The sequence below is a fragment of the Paraferrimonas haliotis genome, from assembly GCF_002282895.1.
GTDB classification, from domain to species: domain Bacteria; phylum Pseudomonadota; class Gammaproteobacteria; order Enterobacterales; family Shewanellaceae; genus Paraferrimonas; species Paraferrimonas haliotis.
Genome location: NZ_NRRB01000008.1, coordinates 48,538 through 65,453 on the forward strand (window position 1 = coordinate 48,538; position 16,916 = coordinate 65,453).

Consider the following 16,916-nt stretch of genomic DNA (forward strand, 5'->3'; position numbering starts at 1 on the left):
ATATGTCTGAGAATAGTTACGACTCGTCCAGTATTAAGGTACTAAAGGGGTTAGATGCAGTACGCAAACGTCCCGGAATGTACATTGGTGATACCGATGACGGTACCGGTCTACATCACATGGTTTTTGAGGTAGTAGACAACTCTATTGACGAGGCGCTAGCCGGACATTGTGAAGATATTATTGTGACAATTCACAGTGATGGCTCCGTTTCGGTCAAAGACGATGGTCGCGGTGTTCCTACCGATATTCACGAAGAAGAAGGTGTCTCTGCCGCAGAAGTTATCATGACAGTACTGCATGCAGGCGGGAAGTTTGATGATAACTCTTATAAAGTGTCTGGCGGCCTACATGGCGTAGGTGTTTCGGTAGTAAATGCACTTTCCGACAAATTAGTGCTGACAATTGGCCGAGCGGGTAAAGTACATCAACAAACCTACAAGCTAGGTGTTCCAGAGGCTCCATTGGGGGTAATCGGTGATTCCGAAAAGACCGGCACTGAGCTAAGATTTTGGCCAAGTCCAACCGTATTTAGCGATGTCGAGTTTCACTACGAAATTCTCGCGAAGCGTTTGCGGGAACTGTCATTTTTGAATTCCGGCGTTTCGATTCGTCTCCACGATGAACGCGATGGCAAATCGGATCATTTCATGTACGAAGGCGGTATTAGCGCTTTTGTCGACTACCTAAATCGCAATAAAACAGCCGTTAACAAATCGGTATTTCATTTTACTCAAGAGCGTGAAGACGGTATTACGGTCGAAGTGGCCATGCAATGGAATGATGGCTTCCAGGAAAACATTTTCTGCTTTACCAACAACATTCCACAGCGCGACGGCGGTACCCACTTAGCCGGTTTCAGAAGTGCACTGACTCGTAATCTAAACTCTTATATAGAGAGAGAAGGCTTAAACAAGAAAAATAAGCAGTCGGGGAACGCGACAGGCGACGATGCCCGAGAAGGCTTGACTGCTGTAATATCCGTTAAAGTTCCAGATCCTAAATTTAGCTCCCAAACCAAGGATAAGTTGGTTTCTAGCGAGGTAAAAGGCGCTGTTGAGCAGACCATGAGCGAAAAGCTTAATGACTTTCTATTGGAAAATCCTGTCGACGCAAAGATCATTGTCGGCAAGATAATGGATGCAGCCAGAGCGAGGGAGGCCGCGCGGAAAGCTCGAGAAATGACTCGACGTAAAGGAGCGCTAGATCTCGCTGGGTTACCCGGCAAACTGGCAGACTGCCAGGAGAAAGACCCGGCTTTATCTGAACTGTATATTGTGGAGGGTGACTCGGCAGGCGGCTCAGCGAAACAAGGACGAAACCGTAAGAACCAGGCTATTTTGCCGCTGAAAGGTAAGATTCTTAACGTAGAAAAAGCGCGTTTCGACAAAATGCTGTCGTCTCAAGAGGTCGCTACTCTAATTACCGCAATGGGTTGTGGTATTGGTCGTGATGAATACGACCCTGAAAAAACCCGTTATCACAACATCATCATCATGACCGATGCGGATGTTGATGGAAGCCATATTCGCACCTTGTTGTTGACCTTCTTCTTCCGTCAAATGCCGGAGATGATTGAGCGTGGATATATTTACATCGCTCAACCGCCTTTGTACAAAGTGAAAAAAGGTAAACAAGAGCAGTACTTGAAAGACGATCCGGCGTTAACACAATACCTCACAACTTTGGCACTGGATAATGCCGGTATACACCCTAATAACGACTCTCCAGCAATTTCTGGAGCACCATTAGAGCAACTGGTAGGTCAATACCGAGAGGTTGAATCGATTATCAATCGATTGGATCGCAGATTCCCAGCCAAGGTAATGGATAGAATTATCTACCAAAACCGTATGAGTGAGTCGGATCTGACCGATATAAGCTCTGTACAAACTTGGGTGGATACCCTAGTTAACGACCTTAAGGAGCGCGAAGTCGATGGGGCCCTTTATCGCGGAGAGGTTATTTCCTCTGAAACCGGTGGTTTTGCTCCACAAATAACGATTCGTTTGCACGGCATCGATCGCAATTATTTATTCAACCAAGACTTCTTCCTCTCCGGCGATTATAGCCGCATAGCAAGCCTAGGAGAGGCAATCGTAGGCTTAATAGAAAAAGACGGCTTTGTGCGCCGTGGAGAGCGTTCTAAGCCTGTTGATAACTTTGTGGAAGCTCTTGATTGGTTGATGAATGAATCTAAACGAGGACTGTACATTCAGCGATACAAAGGACTAGGAGAAATGAATCCGGATCAGCTTTGGGAAACCACAATGGATCCTGAAGCCCGTAGAATGTTACAAGTTACCGTAGAAGACGCTATTGCTGCGGATCAGCTGTTCTCTTGCTTAATGGGAGATCAGGTTGAACCCCGTAGAGACTTTATTGAATCTAATGCTCTAAATGTTGCTAATTTAGACGTTTAATAAGCAAAGTATTAGCCACTAAAAAGCCACTCTATAGAGTGGCTTTTTTTTGTGGATAAGTTTGTTGATTACGATCGAACCGGATCCGAGTTAATTACTGTAAAACAGAGATATCGGCTACCAATAGAAATTGATTTCTGAGCTGATTAAGTAAGGCTAATCGGTTCTGTTTTAAAGCCGGGTCGTCGGCCATAACCATAACGTTATCGAAGAACGCATCGATGTTTGCTCGCAATTCAGCAAGACTAGTGAGCACTTGCTGATATTCGCCTTTAGCTGCTAGCACATCGAGTCCCTTACTAACTTGTTGCAGCTGCTCAGCTAACGCTATTTCTGCAGGCTCTTGCAGTAAGCTAGCAGTTAACTCAGCGCCTAATTCGCTGCTATTTTTAGCCAGAATATTGCCAACCCGCTTGTTCGCTGCTGCGAGGGCTTCTGCCTGCTCCAATCCGCGGAAGTGGTTCACTGCTTTAACACGGTGATCAAAGTCGGTAGGTGAAGTAGGGCGTCTCGCTAATACTGCTTGAATAACGTCAACACTAATTCCCTGTTCTTGATACCAACTTCTAAAGCGACCAAGCAAAAAATCGATAACCTCATTTGCGGTATTTTCATTACTCAAGTTCGATTGATGCTGCGCCACCGAATACTTAATTAAGGGCTGTAGATCCAACTTAAGTTGATTGTCTACGATAATTCTGAGGGTACCAATGGCGGCGCGACGAAGTGCAAAGGGGTCTTTATCGCCCTTAGGTGGTTGATTAATGCCAAAAATTCCAGTGAGCGTGTCTAGTTTTTCTGCCAAAGCTACCGCTATTGAAACTGGGTGGCTCGGAACTCGGTCACCAGAAAATTTAGGTAAGTATTGTTCACTGATAGCAACCGCAACGGCTTCGCTTTCGCCATCTAGGCGAGCATAGTGCATACCCATTACGCCTTGGGTATCGGTAAATTCCATTACCATTTCGGTCATTAAATCGGTCTTTGACAGTAGGCCAGCACGCTGAGCATCGGCTACGTTCGCACCCAATAACTCGGCAACTTGCCCGGCTATCGCGGAAATGCGTTCAGATCGCGCTTTCAAGCTTCCTAATTGCTTCTGAAAGGTGACACCTGAAAGGCTTTCAAGGCGCGATTGCAATGAATGTTTACGGTCGGTTTTAAAGAAAAACTCAGCATCTGCAAGTCGTGGGCGCACAACTTTTTCATTTCCATCGATAACCTGATTAGGATCTTTCGACTCGATATTTGAAACGAAAATAAATTTAGGCAGTAACTCTCCGGCTTCATCGTATACTGGGAAGTACTTTTGGTCGCCTTTCATGGTGTAGACCAGTGCTTCGCTAGGTACAGTAAGAAATTCCGGATCGAAGCTTGCTATTAAAATAACAGGCCACTCTACTAACGAAGTTACTTCTTCGACCAAAGCGTCGTCTAAATCGGCCTTGCCACCAACAGCGTTTGCCGCTTGAGTAACTCCGTTTAGAATAAATGCTTTGCGAGATTCGTAGTCGGCTATCACTTTGCCTTGTTTCTCTAGGCTAGTTAGATAGTCATCAGCATGCGTTAAGGTTAACTCTTGGTCTCCCATAAATCGATGGCCGCGAATGACTCTACCGCTCTCGATATCCAAAACTTTGGCAGGAATTAGTTGGTCACCGTAAAGCATTGTTAAGGTGTGGACAGGTCGAATAAATTGAGTACGACTGCTTCCCCAGCGCATTGGCTTTGGAATTGGCAGTTTAGAAACGGCCGTATTGACGATTTCTGGAAGCAGTTGAGCAACGGTTTTTCCTTGGACCTCTGCTTTAAAAAGCAACCATTCGCCTTTGTCTGTGGCTACCCGTTCAGCTTCTTCAACCGTTATGCCATTGGAGCGAGCCCAACCCTGTGCTGCTTTTGTTGGGTTACCATCACTGTCGAATGCCGCTTTTACTGAAGGCCCCTTTTTTTCAACGACCTTGTCAGGTTGCGTATTGGCTAGCTGAGTAACGGTAACGGCCAAGCGTCGGGGGGCCGCGTGCCATGTTATCGTCTCAAAAGAAAGTTCTGCAGCGTCCAATTGCGTTTCAATATTGTCACTTAGGCTTTGTGCAAGTTGGCGAAGTGACTTTGGCGGTAGCTCTTCGGTACCGAGTTCTAATAGGAAGTTCTGCATCTTATTTCTCTTCCTTTGAGTTCATAGGAAAACCAAGTGCTTCACGAGCATTATAATAGGCTTGTGCTACACCTTTGGACATAGCTCGGACACGCAAAATATAGCGTTGGCGTTCGGTCACTGATATTGCGTGGCGTGCATCTAGCAAATTAAAGGCGTGGCTTGCTTTCATTACTTGCTCATACGCAGGTAGGGGTAAAGCTGGCTCAAGCGCTAGCAACTTATTACACGCCTGCTCGCATTGATCAAACGTCGCAAACAAAACCTCGACATCAGCGTGTTCAAAATTATACGTCGATTGCTCTACTTCGTTTTGATGGAATACATCACCATAGGTAATTTTACCCATAGGACCATCTGTCCAAACTAAGTCGTACACGGAATCTACACCCTGGATGTACATGGCTAATCGCTCAAGACCGTAGGTTATCTCGCCGGTTACGGGTGCACACTCAAGTCCACCCACCTGCTGGAAATAGGTGAATTGGGTTACTTCCATGCCATTTAACCAAACTTCCCAACCTAAACCCCAGGCGCCTAATGTTGGACTTTCCCAGTTATCTTCTACGAAGCGAATGTCGTGAATTTCTGGATCCACACCTAACGCTTTCAAAGAACCTAAATACAGCTCCTGAATATTGGATGGTGAGGGCTTTAGAACGACTTGGAACTGATAGTAGTGCTGCATACGGTTTGGGTTTTCCCCGTAGCGACCATCGGTTGGGCGACGGCACGGTTGTACGTATGCACTGCTCATGGGTTCAGGCCCAATAGCTCGTAAAAATGTTTGTGGATGAAAGGTTCCAGCCCCAACTTCCATATCTAGAGGTTGTACTATTGCACATCCTTGTTCGGCCCAATAATCTTGAAGCGTCAAGATAAAACCTTGGAAAGTCTTTATATCGTATTTCGGCATGATGGCTCTGCTAATTCTAGACTGACAATTTCTGAATGTATGATCCGACAAAGTATACCTTGTCAACCGGCCTGAATGTAGGTTAATTTTTAAGTCACAGCATTATTTTCAAAAGGTTGGATATGTGTCGTTGTAGTTGGGTTACCAAAGAGCCTATTTATATTGAATATCATGACAAGGTATGGGGTAGAGCGGTCTTCGACGAATACGAGCTTTTCGAAAAACTCTGCTTGGACGGTCAGCAAGCAGGCCTGTCTTGGTTAACGGTGTTGAAAAAACAAGAAAGTTATCGTCTGGCCTACGATAACTTCGACCCTTACAAAATAGCCCTATACGATCAAGAGAAAGTAGAACGGTTGCTAAATGATAAAGGCATTATAAGAAACCGCTTGAAAATTGAGTCCATCATTCGAAATGCTAAAGGTTTTATCGCGATAAAAGAGCAAGGATTAGATTTTTCGGAGTTTCTGTGGGGATTTGTAGATGGCAAACAAATCGTTAATCAGTGGAGTAGAGAAGAGCAATTACCTACTGAAACTGAGGCATCAAGGAACATGTCGAAGGCACTGAAAAAGCTAGGGTTTAACTTCGTAGGGCCCACGATTTGTTATGCGTTTATGCAGGCAGTGGGCATGGTGAACGATCATAGAGTTGACTGTTTGGCCTATCAGGCATCGATTTTGAAAAAAGACTAATAATGTTTCACGTGGAACATTAAAAAAGGGAAGCTCTAAAGCTTCCCTTTTTTAATCAGCTCAATCTATTATTCGAAATAGAAAGGCTTACGCTTTTGCTTATCGCCGTTCAATTCATTCATAGACTCAGCATCAAATAAGCGTCCATTCACCATAGTATGGGTAACTCGGTCGCTTTGGCGAATGTCCTTAAGCGGGTCGCCATCGATTACAATAATGTCAGCCAACTTACCAGGGGTTAAACTACCCAGTTGATGATCCATTGCGAAATGTATTGCTGGGTTTATGGTTGCAGTTTTTAGCGCCTCTAAAGGAGACATACCACCTTGTTCGAACATCCAAATTTCCCAATGCGCACCTAAACTTTCACGCTGCCCATGAGCACCTATGGCACTGACCACGCCAACCTTGCGAAGCTGTTCAGCAACGCGAGCAACATTAAAGTGATTGTAATGTTCATCAGGCGCAGTGGTTCGCCTCATGCTGCGAGCGTTGAGGATTTCATTAGGGACGTACTTAGATAAGCGAGGGTGAGTCCACACATCGGTTTTGTCGTACCAATAGTGTTCACCACTAATGCCACCGTATGCGACTACTAAGGTTGGCGTATAACCGGTTTTCGATTGATTCCAGAATTGTTCGATATCACTGTAAACGGCCGCCACGGGTAGTGAATGTTCTATGGTTGTGTGTCCATCACTTATCATAGATAAGTTGTGCTGTAACAAACTACCGCCTTCAGGAACCACCATCATTTCTAATTCTCGAGCCGCTTCAATCACTTGTTGTCGTTGATTTCGACGAGGCTGGTTATAGCTTTTAACACTAAAAGCACCGACTTTTTGTAAACGCTCTAGGTGGAACTTAGCATCTTCTAAACTATCAACATGGGAGGTATAACCTGCGCCATGCGCACCATACAAAATGGTTCCAGTAGAGAATATGCGCGGCCCAACAATCTTACCGGCTTTTTGGCGTTCTGAGGCGGCGAAAATTTCAGTGGTGTCATTAGATGGGTCATGGATACTGGTTACACCTAACGCCAAACCTGCATAGTTAATCCAGTTTTGTTGAGGGATGATCTCGTTTCGACCTTGACCACCGTGCGCATGTGCATCAAACAGTCCAGGCATCACGGTTTTACCGGTAATATCGATGATAGTTGCATCGGCTGGTATACGAGTATTTGTTTCATCACCAACCGCTACAATCTTATTATCCTGAACTACAACCGTTCCCTTAGCGTAAACTTTATCACCGTCCATGGTGATAACTTGGCCTCCGGTAAACGCTATTGTTCCACGTGGAACATAGCTCTTTTCGCTATAGCCAATGTTTACTATCTTTGGCTGTTGCGACGATTCCGATTGCTCGCTTGCATAGTTCAAATCAACTTTAGCACTGTATAACTCAGGGCCTAATGTCCAATGCAGGCTACTGTTGTCTCCGCCCCAACTGATGCTTTCCCCAGCTCGGGTAGACAGCTGACGTACGGGTAAATTATTAGCGCCAGGACCTATGGATATGGTTTCTCCATGCTTTGCAAATGGCGTGACGAATACTTTAAATCGTTCTGCAAAAGCGAGGTGTTTACCATCGGGAGAAACTCTAAACTCTGTCGCAAGTGCACTTTTGTAATGAGTTCGTGGTTCATAGCCATCAAGGCCGATAGAGCTTAATTTTTGCTCCTTTCCGCCTTCCATAAAATAGACTCGGTCGTTATCGGCACCAAATTGCGGTTGAAAACCTGAGTTGCTGATACGTTGAGGATTTCCCTTTTTAACGGCAACTTTGTATAAGCCTGGGTCTTGAGACCAAGACTTTGGCAGCAAATAGCCACCTCGAGCTTTCCGGTATACAACGGTATTACCGTCGGGAGAGAAGGTTGGCTCTACGTATTTACCGGGTTCTTTGGTTAGTGTACTGGTACGACCATTGCGAACTGTAGCAATGCGGATTGCGCCTTGTTCTTGATCATTCCAACTGGCGAATACAATCGACTTACTGTCTCTAGACCACTGCGGCCAAAGTTCGTCGTAGTTATCATCCAACTTGGTTAAGCGCTTTGCTTTGCCATTGGGTAGGTCTTTGATCCAAAGCTTACCTAAGGATTCAAAAACTACCTGTTTGCCGTTAGGGCTTACTTGTGCTTGACGGAGCATTTTTACGTCAAACACATCTTTGTCGATATTCTGTTTGAACTTCACAGCCGGTTGAATTTTTTTCTCAACACTCACGTGAAATGGAACTTGCTCTACATTGCCTTTATCGACAATAACTTTTTGTATTTTACCTTGTCCCCAAAATAGGATTTCTTTGTTATCGGGTGTCCAGGCCATTGTTGGATATACACCGTGAATGGCCCAGGTTTCCTGCATATCTCGGTCTAATTTGTCGGTAACTTTCTTATGATTACCAGAAGCTAGATCCATTACGTAAAGCGTTGATTGGAAGCCGTCTCTTTTAATGTAGGCTAGACGCTTACCATCGGGACTTGGGGTCGGACGAATAGCGCCACCAGTTCCTTCAATTAACACTTCTATTTCGCCGGTTTGACGATCATAGCGCTTAATTTTATAAATGCCCTTTACGGAGTCTTTCGAATAGTGGAATGTTTTTCCAGGTGTCGCATCTTGACTGAAATATACGTATCGGCCATCGGGCGAGAAGGCCGGTTCACCCAAGTCTTTTTGCTCATTAGGGCGCTCAGTTAAGCGAACGCCACTGCCACCTTGTACGTGATACATCCAAACTTCACCAGCGCCGAGGCTGCGAGTTCCTGTAAAGTGTTTACGAGCGATCAAATACTGAGAATCAGGGCTCCATGCTGGGCTGTTTAACAATCTGAAGGTTTCATCCGTAACCGCTCGGACGTCACTTCCGTCAGCATTCATGACCCAAATGTTGTCACCGCCGCCTTGATCGGAAGTGAAGGCAATTGACTTACCATCAGGGCTAAAGACAGGTTGCATATGCCACGCAATTCCTTTTAGCAAAGGCTTTGCCTCGCCACCTTTTGCAGGCATTGAATAGATGTCGCCTAACAGGTCAAACACAATGGTTTTGCCATCAGGGCTCAATGACACGTTCATCCAAGTTCCGGCTTTAGTGTCAATAGAAATGGTTTCTAGAGGTGCATTCTTCGGGTTATTGACATCCCATGCTGATTCTTCGGCTGCTTGCAGCGCAGTAGCGGGCAAGCACAGAGCAGCAGCTATGCATAAGCTCGTAAGTGTTTTCTTCATTGTGATCTCTATTTTTGTTATGTGTTGTAGCAGCGCTACAGTTATCGCATATATTTCGGCGAATTAATATTCGCAATACGTAACAAAATTAAACCAGAATGAAATATCTGACGCTGTTTCAAGCGCCTTTTTTTATGAGGTATTGAAAAGGAGATGTATCGACTTGCTTTGCCACCAAGGTATGATCCATGAATTGACAAAAGCTGGGTATGTCTCTGGTGGTGGAGGGGTCATCGGCAACGACCAATAGCGTCTCACCCAAAGCCATTTTGCGAACCGTTTTTCGCACCATCATGACAGGTTCTGGACAGCGCAGGCCGAGAGCGTCTAATTGGTGTTGAGCATTATCGAATTCGCAAGACATAATTGATACGGATGAGAAATTAATGCTGCAATTTTACTCACTGGTATCACAAGATCAATCTTTGAGATGTAAAGGGTGACTTGGTGAACAGTTTCGATGGGGTAGCCAATAAAAAAGGCGGTCGTGCCGCCTTTTAATTATTTTCTACAAACTGTCGACTTAAGCCCGTTCAAACACGGTTGCTATGCCTTGTCCAAGACCAATACACATGGTCGCAACCCCAAGAGAAACGTCCTTTGCTTCCATCAAATTTATTAAGGTTGTTGATATTCGAGCGCCGGAACAGCCAAGAGGGTGGCCTAATGCAATAGCGCCGCCGTTAAGGTTAACCTTGTGGTCGAGATCATCCAGTAAACCCAGTTCTTTAACGCATGGTAGAGATTGCGCGGCAAACGCCTCGTTGAGCTCCCATAGTTCAATATCGTTTACGCCAAGTCCCGCACGCTTTAGGGCCTTTTGCGTCGCAGGAACAGGACCGTATCCCATAATGGCAGCATCGCAACCTGCCACAGCCATGGAGCGAACCCGAGCTCTAATTGGCAAACCAAGTGCTTTGGCTTTACTTTCTTCCATAACAAGCATGGCGGCGGCACCATCGGATAAAGCCGACGAACTGCCCGCCGTTACAGTACCGTTAACAGGGTCAAATACCGGTCTTAATGCGCTTAACGCTTCAACCGTTGTTTCAGGTCGAATGACCTCGTCATGTTTAACCTTAATCAGGCCGCCTTGGCTATCATGACCTTCAATGGCATGAATTTCGTTTGCAAAGGCTCCGGATAAGGTTGCAGCATGAGCCCGTTGGTGAGAGCGTGCTGCAAACTCATCTTGCTGCTGTCTCGAAATGCCGTGCATTTTACCCAGCATTTCGGCGGTAAGGCCCATCATGCCAGATGCTTTCGCTACGTTTTTAGCCAAGCCTGGATGAAAGTCTACGCCATGATTCATAGGCACATGACCCATATGTTCGACGCCACCAATGATAAAGGCATCGCCATCACCTACCATAATGGCACGGCTTGCTTGGTGTAACGCTTCCATTGAACTGCCACACAGGCGATTAATAGTCACCGCTCCGACTTGCTTTGGAATGCCAGCTAACAAGGCGGCATTACGAGCGATATTAAAGCCTTGCTCTAGGGTTTGCTGAACGCACCCCCAATAAATATCTTCCACTTCGCCAGCATCTAAGGCAGGGTTGCGTTCGAGCAGAGCGCGCATTAGTTGAGCCGAGAGTGCTTCAGCGCGAACGTTTCGAAAGACACCCGCTTTAGAGCGTCCCATAGGGGTTCGAATGCAATCAACAATTACTGCTTGTTTCATCTTTAAATTCCTTTCCTGTTAGCCGGCTTTAGTAATAACGGCTGTTTGAAGCGGCCATTTCGCGCATTTTTGGCGTTACCTGATACAAAGGGCCTAAGTCGGCAAATTGGTCTGCAGTTTCCACTATGGTTGCGATTCCAACGGTGTCTATATATCGGAATACGCCGCCTCTGAATGCTGGAAAACCTAGGCCATAAAGCAACGCCATATCAGCCTCTGCAGGGCTTGCTACAATACCTTCCTCAAGGCAGCGCACGGTTTCAATAATCATAGGAATGATGCAGCGTGCCATGATTGTTTCGGCGTCGAATTCTTTCGCCGGCCCTCTAACGCTTTCGATCATGGATAGTGCATCCTCATCAAGGATTTTTTTATTGCGTCCTTTTTTGTCCAGTTCGTAGCGATAAAAGCCCAAGTTGTTTTTCTGGCCATAACGGTTGGCTTCAAACATGGCTTTTACTAAGTCTTTTGACGGTTGTTGCATGCGTTCAGGGAAACCTTCCGCCATAACCCCTTGGCAATGATGAGCAGTGTCGATACCTACCACATCTAACAGGTAAGCGGGGCCCATGGGCCAACCAAACTGCTTTTCCATAACCTTATCGACCTGAGTAATATCGGCTCCGTCAGCAACGAGGTTATTGAAGCCGCCAATGTAAGGAAACAAAACTCGGTTCACAAAGAAGCCAGGACAATCGTTTACTACGATGGCGGTTTTGCCCATTTGAGTGGCGTACCCAACAACTTTGTTAATGGTTTCTTCGCTACTGTGCTTACTTCTTATTACCTCGACGAGTGGCATTTTGTGGACAGGGTTAAAAAAGTGCATGCCACAGAACTTGTCTGGCCGTTGTAGGTTTTCTGCAAGGCTATCGATGGATATTGTCGAAGTGTTGGAAGTTAGAATGGCGTCTTCTGAAACGTGTGATTCTGTTTCCTTCAGGACTGCAGCCTTAACGTTTTCATTTTCTACCACAGCTTCTACAATCACCTCCGCGCTGCTAATGGCGGAGTAATCCAGCGAAGGTACGATACTGTTAAGTACTTTAGCCATTTTTGCTGGTGTGCTGCGACCACGTTCCACCAGCTTTGCGCTAATTTTGCTGGCTTCTGATAGACCTAAATCTAATGCCGGCTGGGCAATATCTTTCATTACAATTGGGACGCCTTTATAAGCGCTTTGATAAGCGATACCGCCTCCCATGATACCGGCTCCTAAAACGGCAGCATTGTTAACTTTGCTGGAAGCCTTTGCCATTTTTTTGGCTTTGCCTTTTACCGCTTGATCATTTAGAAATAAGCCAATCAAAGCGGATGCAGCGTCGGTTCGAGCCAGCGTTAGGAAGCCTTGCTTTTCTGCCTCTAAAGCTTGGGTGCGATCACCGCTTACCGCTTGTTCAACAACGGTCACGGCCATCATTGGGGCCGGATAATGTTTACCCGCAATTTTGGCAACCATACCTTTGGCGGTCGTGAACGCCATGAGCGCCTCTATTTTAGAGAGGCTCAATGGCGATAGCTTAGCCTGACGTCGAGTTTGCCAATCGATTTCTTCACTAATTGCTCGTTCAAGCGTCAATGTTGCTTGTTCGAATAAGGTGTCATCTTCGACAATAGAATCTACCGCACCAACGCTAAGAGCCGCTGCAGGCTTTTGATGTTTACCGCTTGTCATCCATTCCAACGCATTGTCGACGCCAATGACACGAGGTAAACGACAAGTTCCACCAAAGCCTGGAATTAGGCCTAGTTTACTTTCGGGTAAGCCAACTTGTGCCGACTTCGCCATGACTCGAATGTCGCAGGCTAGTGCGGCTTCGAAGCCGCCACCTAATGCAAAGCCGTTAATGGCACAGACCGTCGGTACCGGTAAGTCCTCTAAGCGGTTAAAGATGGCATTGGTTTGCTCAATCCAACTGATGATGGTGGCATCGTCTTGGGCAAACATGTCGGTAAACTCAGTAATGTCGGCGCCAACAATGAATACCGATTTAGCGCTGGTAACCACAACTCCTCGTGGTGTTGATTTTTCGATGGCTTCCAGAGCACCATTAAATGCTTGTAAGGTTTCTTGGTCAAACTTGTTAACCGAGCCAGGAGCATTGAAGCGCAGCTCAGCAATTTGGTTTTCGTGCATTATTACCTGCACAGTTGGGCTTTGGTAAATCATGACTTCTTTCCTTCTTAGGGCCAAAGCAAATGGAATAGGGTTGGCCTAATTCTTATTATTTCGGATGTTGCTTCGGCTCACAGTTTGCGGTGTTGTGTGACAAATTTCAACAGTCATTTTAAACAGTTGTTTAACATTGAACTTGCGATGGTTTTAGTTCAAAGCAACTAAGGCGATGTGCTAGCATACAAGAAAACAACAAATACCTGAGACAGAAGCATGAATTCTAAAGAAAAACTATTTCAGCAACATATTGAAGAGTTGCAACTGCGCACCCGTAAAGCCTGTGAATTAGCTGGGGTGCAAGGCGTTATTATTCATGCTGGAAAGCCACATCGTATCTTTGGCGACGATATGGATTATCCGTTTAAAGTCAGTCCTCACTTCAAACAATGGCTGCCGATCACCAAAACTCCTAATTGTTATTTACAGGTAAACGGTCACGACAAGCCGACTTTGATTTTTTATCAGCCGGTGGATTTTTGGCATAAAGTTGCCGATGTCCCGAACGAGTTTTGGATTGACAGCTTTAACGTAAAAGTAATTACTGAGCCTTCGCAGGCACTAACGCTATTTGGCAGTCATTTAAACGACTGGGCGTACATCGGAGAGCACGAAAATCTTGCAAGAGAGGCGGGCTTCAAACACACAAACCCACAAGAGTACATCGACTACTGTCATTATCATCGCAGCTTCAAAACCCTTTGGGAGCAAAACTGCATGGAGCAAGCGAATCAGACGGCGGCTTTGGGTCATGTGGCTGCAAAAAACGCTTTTTATGCTGGTGCCAGTGAGTTTGCTATTAATCAAGCGTTCATCAAGGCAACTTCGCAGGGGGAAAACGAAGCGCCTTATGGAGCCATTGTCGCGCTCAATCAGAACGCGTCTATCCTTCATTATACGCAACTGGAAACACGCGCGCCTGAACAACTGAATTCATTCTTGATTGATGCTGGAGCCAGTTGTAACGGCTATGCCTCAGATATCACTCGTACGTATGCTTTCTCTTCTGGGTTATTTGCCGACATGATTGAGCAAATGGACCAACACTTAATAGCAATCATTGCTCAGATAAAGCCGGGTGTCCCATACGTTGACTTACATCAGCACATGCATGGCTTAATCGCCGACATGCTGTTGCAGTTTGGGATAGCGAATGGGGATAGTGAGAGCTTGATCGAGCAGGGCATTACTAAGGCGTTTTTCCCTCATGGGTTAGGGCACATGCTTGGACTGCAGGTTCATGATGTCGCAGGATTTATGCAAACAGAATCGGGTGAACACCTCAACGCACCAGCACAACACCCGTTCTTGCGATGCACTAGAGCCTTGGCCGAGTCGCAGGTACTCACCGTGGAGCCTGGTTTGTACATTATTGACACCCTCTTAAACAACCTGAGCGCAGATGCTAAGTTGAAGGTTAACTGGAACGTGGTTGATGTGTTAAGACCATTCGGTGGAATCAGAATTGAAGACAACGTTTTGGTAACTCGCGAAGGGTCTATTAACTTTACGCGCAATCAGGGATTGTAATAGTGTTACTGCCAGCTAGGGTTATTCAAGGTTTAGGAGACGTTAAAGACGCTGTTGAAAGCGAAGTTCGTCGATTAAATACAGGCCAAAAGCTCTACTTGACGGCGTTATTGTTGTTGCTAGTTGCCTTGTTTTCAAAATCTGAAAACAGCGAAACTTGGATACACCTTGCTTCGCTGTTTGGTATCGCAGCGGTACTGATCGATGTTTGGCCCATGATCGTCAGGTTATGGGACCACCTCCTTGGTAAAGGAGTTATCCTGCTCTTTAACGCCGGTATTGCGCATCTAGCCATTGGCTTTGCGGGGCAAGAAATCAATGCCATTGTCGGAGTCGAACCAAACTATTTGTTTCACGTGTTAGTGATAACGACATTGGTTATGGCGCCAACATGGATATTATTGTTTACCTCGTTAGCCATGACCATTTATCTTTTTGCGCTAAATTGCCTGCTGTTGTTACTGGCCGGTTTACGTTTATTAAGGATAAGGATTCATCATTTTGAAAAAAGAGAAGCGTACCCCATTTTAACCACAGTTACGCGAATCATCGTGGTTCCCGCCATGCTCTATAGCATCGTTATGGCGCTAGTCACCTACGGAGTAAATATATCGGTTGGCAGTTCAGACGACGATTTTCACGTAAGTTACTCAAAAGATTGGCGCCCGGCTGTTGTTGCCGATGCAGCAGGCTCAGCTGATGCATTGCCGTTAAAGAAAGAGCCGTCGTTACCTGCCCAAACAACGGATGTGCCGAAAAAGCCTCCTCTTTTACATCATGTAATTGCGTTTTTAACGTATGAGCTAGAAACCTATGCAAACAGCCACTGCAAACATGACAGCGGAGAGCGCATTCGTTTTGTAGGAATTAACGAGATTTTGGTCGCTAAGAAAGATAAGCAGCAACCGTTAGGCTATGATTTTTCGGTTAGACTGTGTGAATTTGTTGAAACCAATGTTGCTCCTAAATCATGAATGAGTATCCGGTAGCTTGTGGTCGAGCGCAAGTCGAAGAAGTCATTTCTAAAAGTCGTTTTATAACCGTCGTGACCCCGTTTTCTGAGCCAGAACAGCTCAAACAAGCCCTTGCTCAAGTAAAGCAGGAGTTTCCAAATGCGAGCCACTATTGTTGGGCATACCTAGCCGATGCGCCTACAGACACTGTAAAAGCAGGGTGCTCTGACGATGGAGAGCCTTCGGGCACTGCCGGCAGGCCGATGCTTAATGCTTTGCAAGGTTTCGGGTGTGGACAAGTGTTGGCGGTCGTGGTGCGTTATTACGGCGGTGTTAAGTTGGGTACTGGCGGATTGGCAAGGGCCTACGTCAGTGGCTTAAAGCATGCTTTAAAGCAATTGCCTACAAAGACAAAGCGCTTGTTGAAGATCTCTCGCTTTACCATTGACTACCAACACGCAGAGCCTATTCAACGGTTATTACGCGGCTGCAACGGCGAATTGCTTAGTCAAAATTATGATGACCGGGTTACCTTTGAGGTTGGCTTACCAAAGAATCAAATAGACAAGTTTACCTTAGGGGTGAATAATCTAACTAACGGGCGCGTAACCGTATCTTTTCAAAACAAAAGTTGAGTGACACAAACTAATGCAGTATCGAACCATTACCCGAATTATTGGGTTGCTGATAGCTTTGTTTTCCATTGCAATGCTGCCTCCCGCAGCAGTGTCGCTTATCTACGCAGGCGATGGCACAAGCGGTGGCGGTGGCTTAGCTTTTTTACAGTCTTTCTTTATTTGTTTGTTTGTCGGGCTTGCCTTGTGGTACCCGAATCGACATCAAAGACAAGAGCTCAGAAATCGCTCTGGCTTTTTAATCGTTGTTCTGTTTTGGGTGGTGTTAGGTTCAATTGGGGCGCTACCTTTCTTACTGATTAAAGAAGGGCCAATGCCCGCTGGGTATCAAGAGCAACAGCGAGCTCAGAGTATACAGCTGAGTCAGGTGGAGCTTAATCGCGATCTTAATAAGCTGCATCAACTCTCGGAACGGGTACAACGGCTGTCAAAGGAAGCCAGTCAAGCAAATAGCGGTATTAACTTAGCTGGGCCCAAAAGCGATGCAACTCGAGTGGGTGC

11 protein-coding genes and 1 pseudogene are annotated in these 16,916 nt (G+C 45.9%); 6 read left to right on the forward strand and 6 right to left on the reverse strand.

The window, feature by feature from the left end; all coding sequences use genetic code 11:
• Nucleotides 1-2 precede the first annotated feature (2 nt).
• The gene (gyrB, locus tag CLC91_RS13920) at nucleotides 3-2,423 is read left to right on the forward strand and encodes a DNA topoisomerase (ATP-hydrolyzing) subunit B (RefSeq protein WP_095499579.1); all 2,421 of its coding nucleotides are present in this window, start codon (nucleotides 3-5) and stop codon (nucleotides 2,421-2,423) included.
• A gap of 94 nt (nucleotides 2,424-2,517) precedes the next feature.
• Here the strand turns inward: gyrB and glyS are convergent, their stop codons facing one another.
• Together glyS and glyQ are read right to left on the reverse strand one after the other, a co-directional pair.
• Nucleotides 2,518-4,581: a glycine--tRNA ligase subunit beta gene (gene glyS / locus CLC91_RS13925; RefSeq protein WP_095500562.1), complete on the reverse strand. Its 2,064-nt coding sequence runs from the start codon at nucleotides 4,579-4,581 to the stop codon at nucleotides 2,518-2,520.
• Nucleotide 4,582: 1 nt separating this feature from the next.
• The gene (gene glyQ / locus CLC91_RS13930; protein WP_408634235.1) at nucleotides 4,583-5,497 is read right to left on the reverse strand and encodes a glycine--tRNA ligase subunit alpha; all 915 of its coding nucleotides are present in this window, start codon (nucleotides 5,495-5,497) and stop codon (nucleotides 4,583-4,585) included.
• A 116-nt stretch (nucleotides 5,498-5,613) separates the two neighbouring features.
• Between glyQ and CLC91_RS13935 the strand changes: the two genes are divergently transcribed.
• Nucleotides 5,614-6,192, forward strand: coding sequence for a DNA-3-methyladenine glycosylase I (locus CLC91_RS13935; protein ID WP_095499581.1), 579 nt, complete (start codon nucleotides 5,614-5,616; stop codon nucleotides 6,190-6,192).
• A gap of 68 nt (nucleotides 6,193-6,260) precedes the next feature.
• Here the strand turns inward: CLC91_RS13935 and CLC91_RS13940 are convergent, their stop codons facing one another.
• From CLC91_RS13940 to fadB, 4 genes are all read right to left on the reverse strand, one after another.
• Nucleotides 6,261-9,437: an amidohydrolase family protein gene (locus tag CLC91_RS13940; RefSeq protein ID WP_095499582.1), complete on the reverse strand. Its 3,177-nt coding sequence runs from the start codon at nucleotides 9,435-9,437 to the stop codon at nucleotides 6,261-6,263.
• Nucleotides 9,438-9,555: 118 nt separating this feature from the next.
• A complete protein-coding gene (tusA, locus tag CLC91_RS13945) occupies nucleotides 9,556-9,801 on the reverse strand; it encodes a sulfurtransferase TusA (protein WP_095499583.1) in 246 nt (81 codons plus the stop codon).
• A gap of 159 nt (nucleotides 9,802-9,960) precedes the next feature.
• Nucleotides 9,961-11,124 carry an acetyl-CoA C-acyltransferase FadA gene (fadA, locus tag CLC91_RS13950; protein WP_095499584.1) on the reverse strand — a complete coding sequence of 388 codons (1,164 nt, stop codon included), beginning with the start codon at nucleotides 11,122-11,124 and terminating at the stop codon, nucleotides 9,961-9,963.
• Nucleotides 11,125-11,152: 28 nt separating this feature from the next.
• Nucleotides 11,153-13,294 (reverse strand): fatty acid oxidation complex subunit alpha FadB, encoded by a 2,142-nt coding sequence (gene fadB / locus CLC91_RS13955; protein WP_095499585.1) that lies wholly within the window; start codon nucleotides 13,292-13,294, stop codon nucleotides 11,153-11,155.
• A 219-nt stretch (nucleotides 13,295-13,513) separates the two neighbouring features.
• Here fadB and pepQ point away from each other — a divergent pair, with 219 nt between their 5' ends.
• From pepQ to CLC91_RS14870, 4 genes and pseudogenes are all read left to right on the forward strand, one after another.
• A complete protein-coding gene (gene pepQ / locus CLC91_RS13960; RefSeq protein WP_095499586.1) occupies nucleotides 13,514-14,827 on the forward strand; it encodes a Xaa-Pro dipeptidase in 1,314 nt (437 codons plus the stop codon).
• A 2-nt stretch (nucleotides 14,828-14,829) separates the two neighbouring features.
• Nucleotides 14,830-15,801, forward strand: a complete 972-nt coding sequence (locus CLC91_RS13965; protein WP_095499587.1) for a hypothetical protein — start codon at nucleotides 14,830-14,832, stop codon at nucleotides 15,799-15,801.
• Nucleotides 15,798-16,415, forward strand: coding sequence for a YigZ family protein (locus CLC91_RS13970; protein ID WP_095499588.1), 618 nt, complete (start codon nucleotides 15,798-15,800; stop codon nucleotides 16,413-16,415). Before CLC91_RS13965 ends, CLC91_RS13970 begins: the two co-directional genes overlap by 4 nt.
• Nucleotides 16,416-16,428: 13 nt before the next feature.
• A pseudogene (locus CLC91_RS14870) lies at nucleotides 16,429-16,710 on the forward strand (potassium transporter); the annotation flags it as partial.
• Nucleotides 16,711-16,916 lie beyond the last annotated feature (206 nt).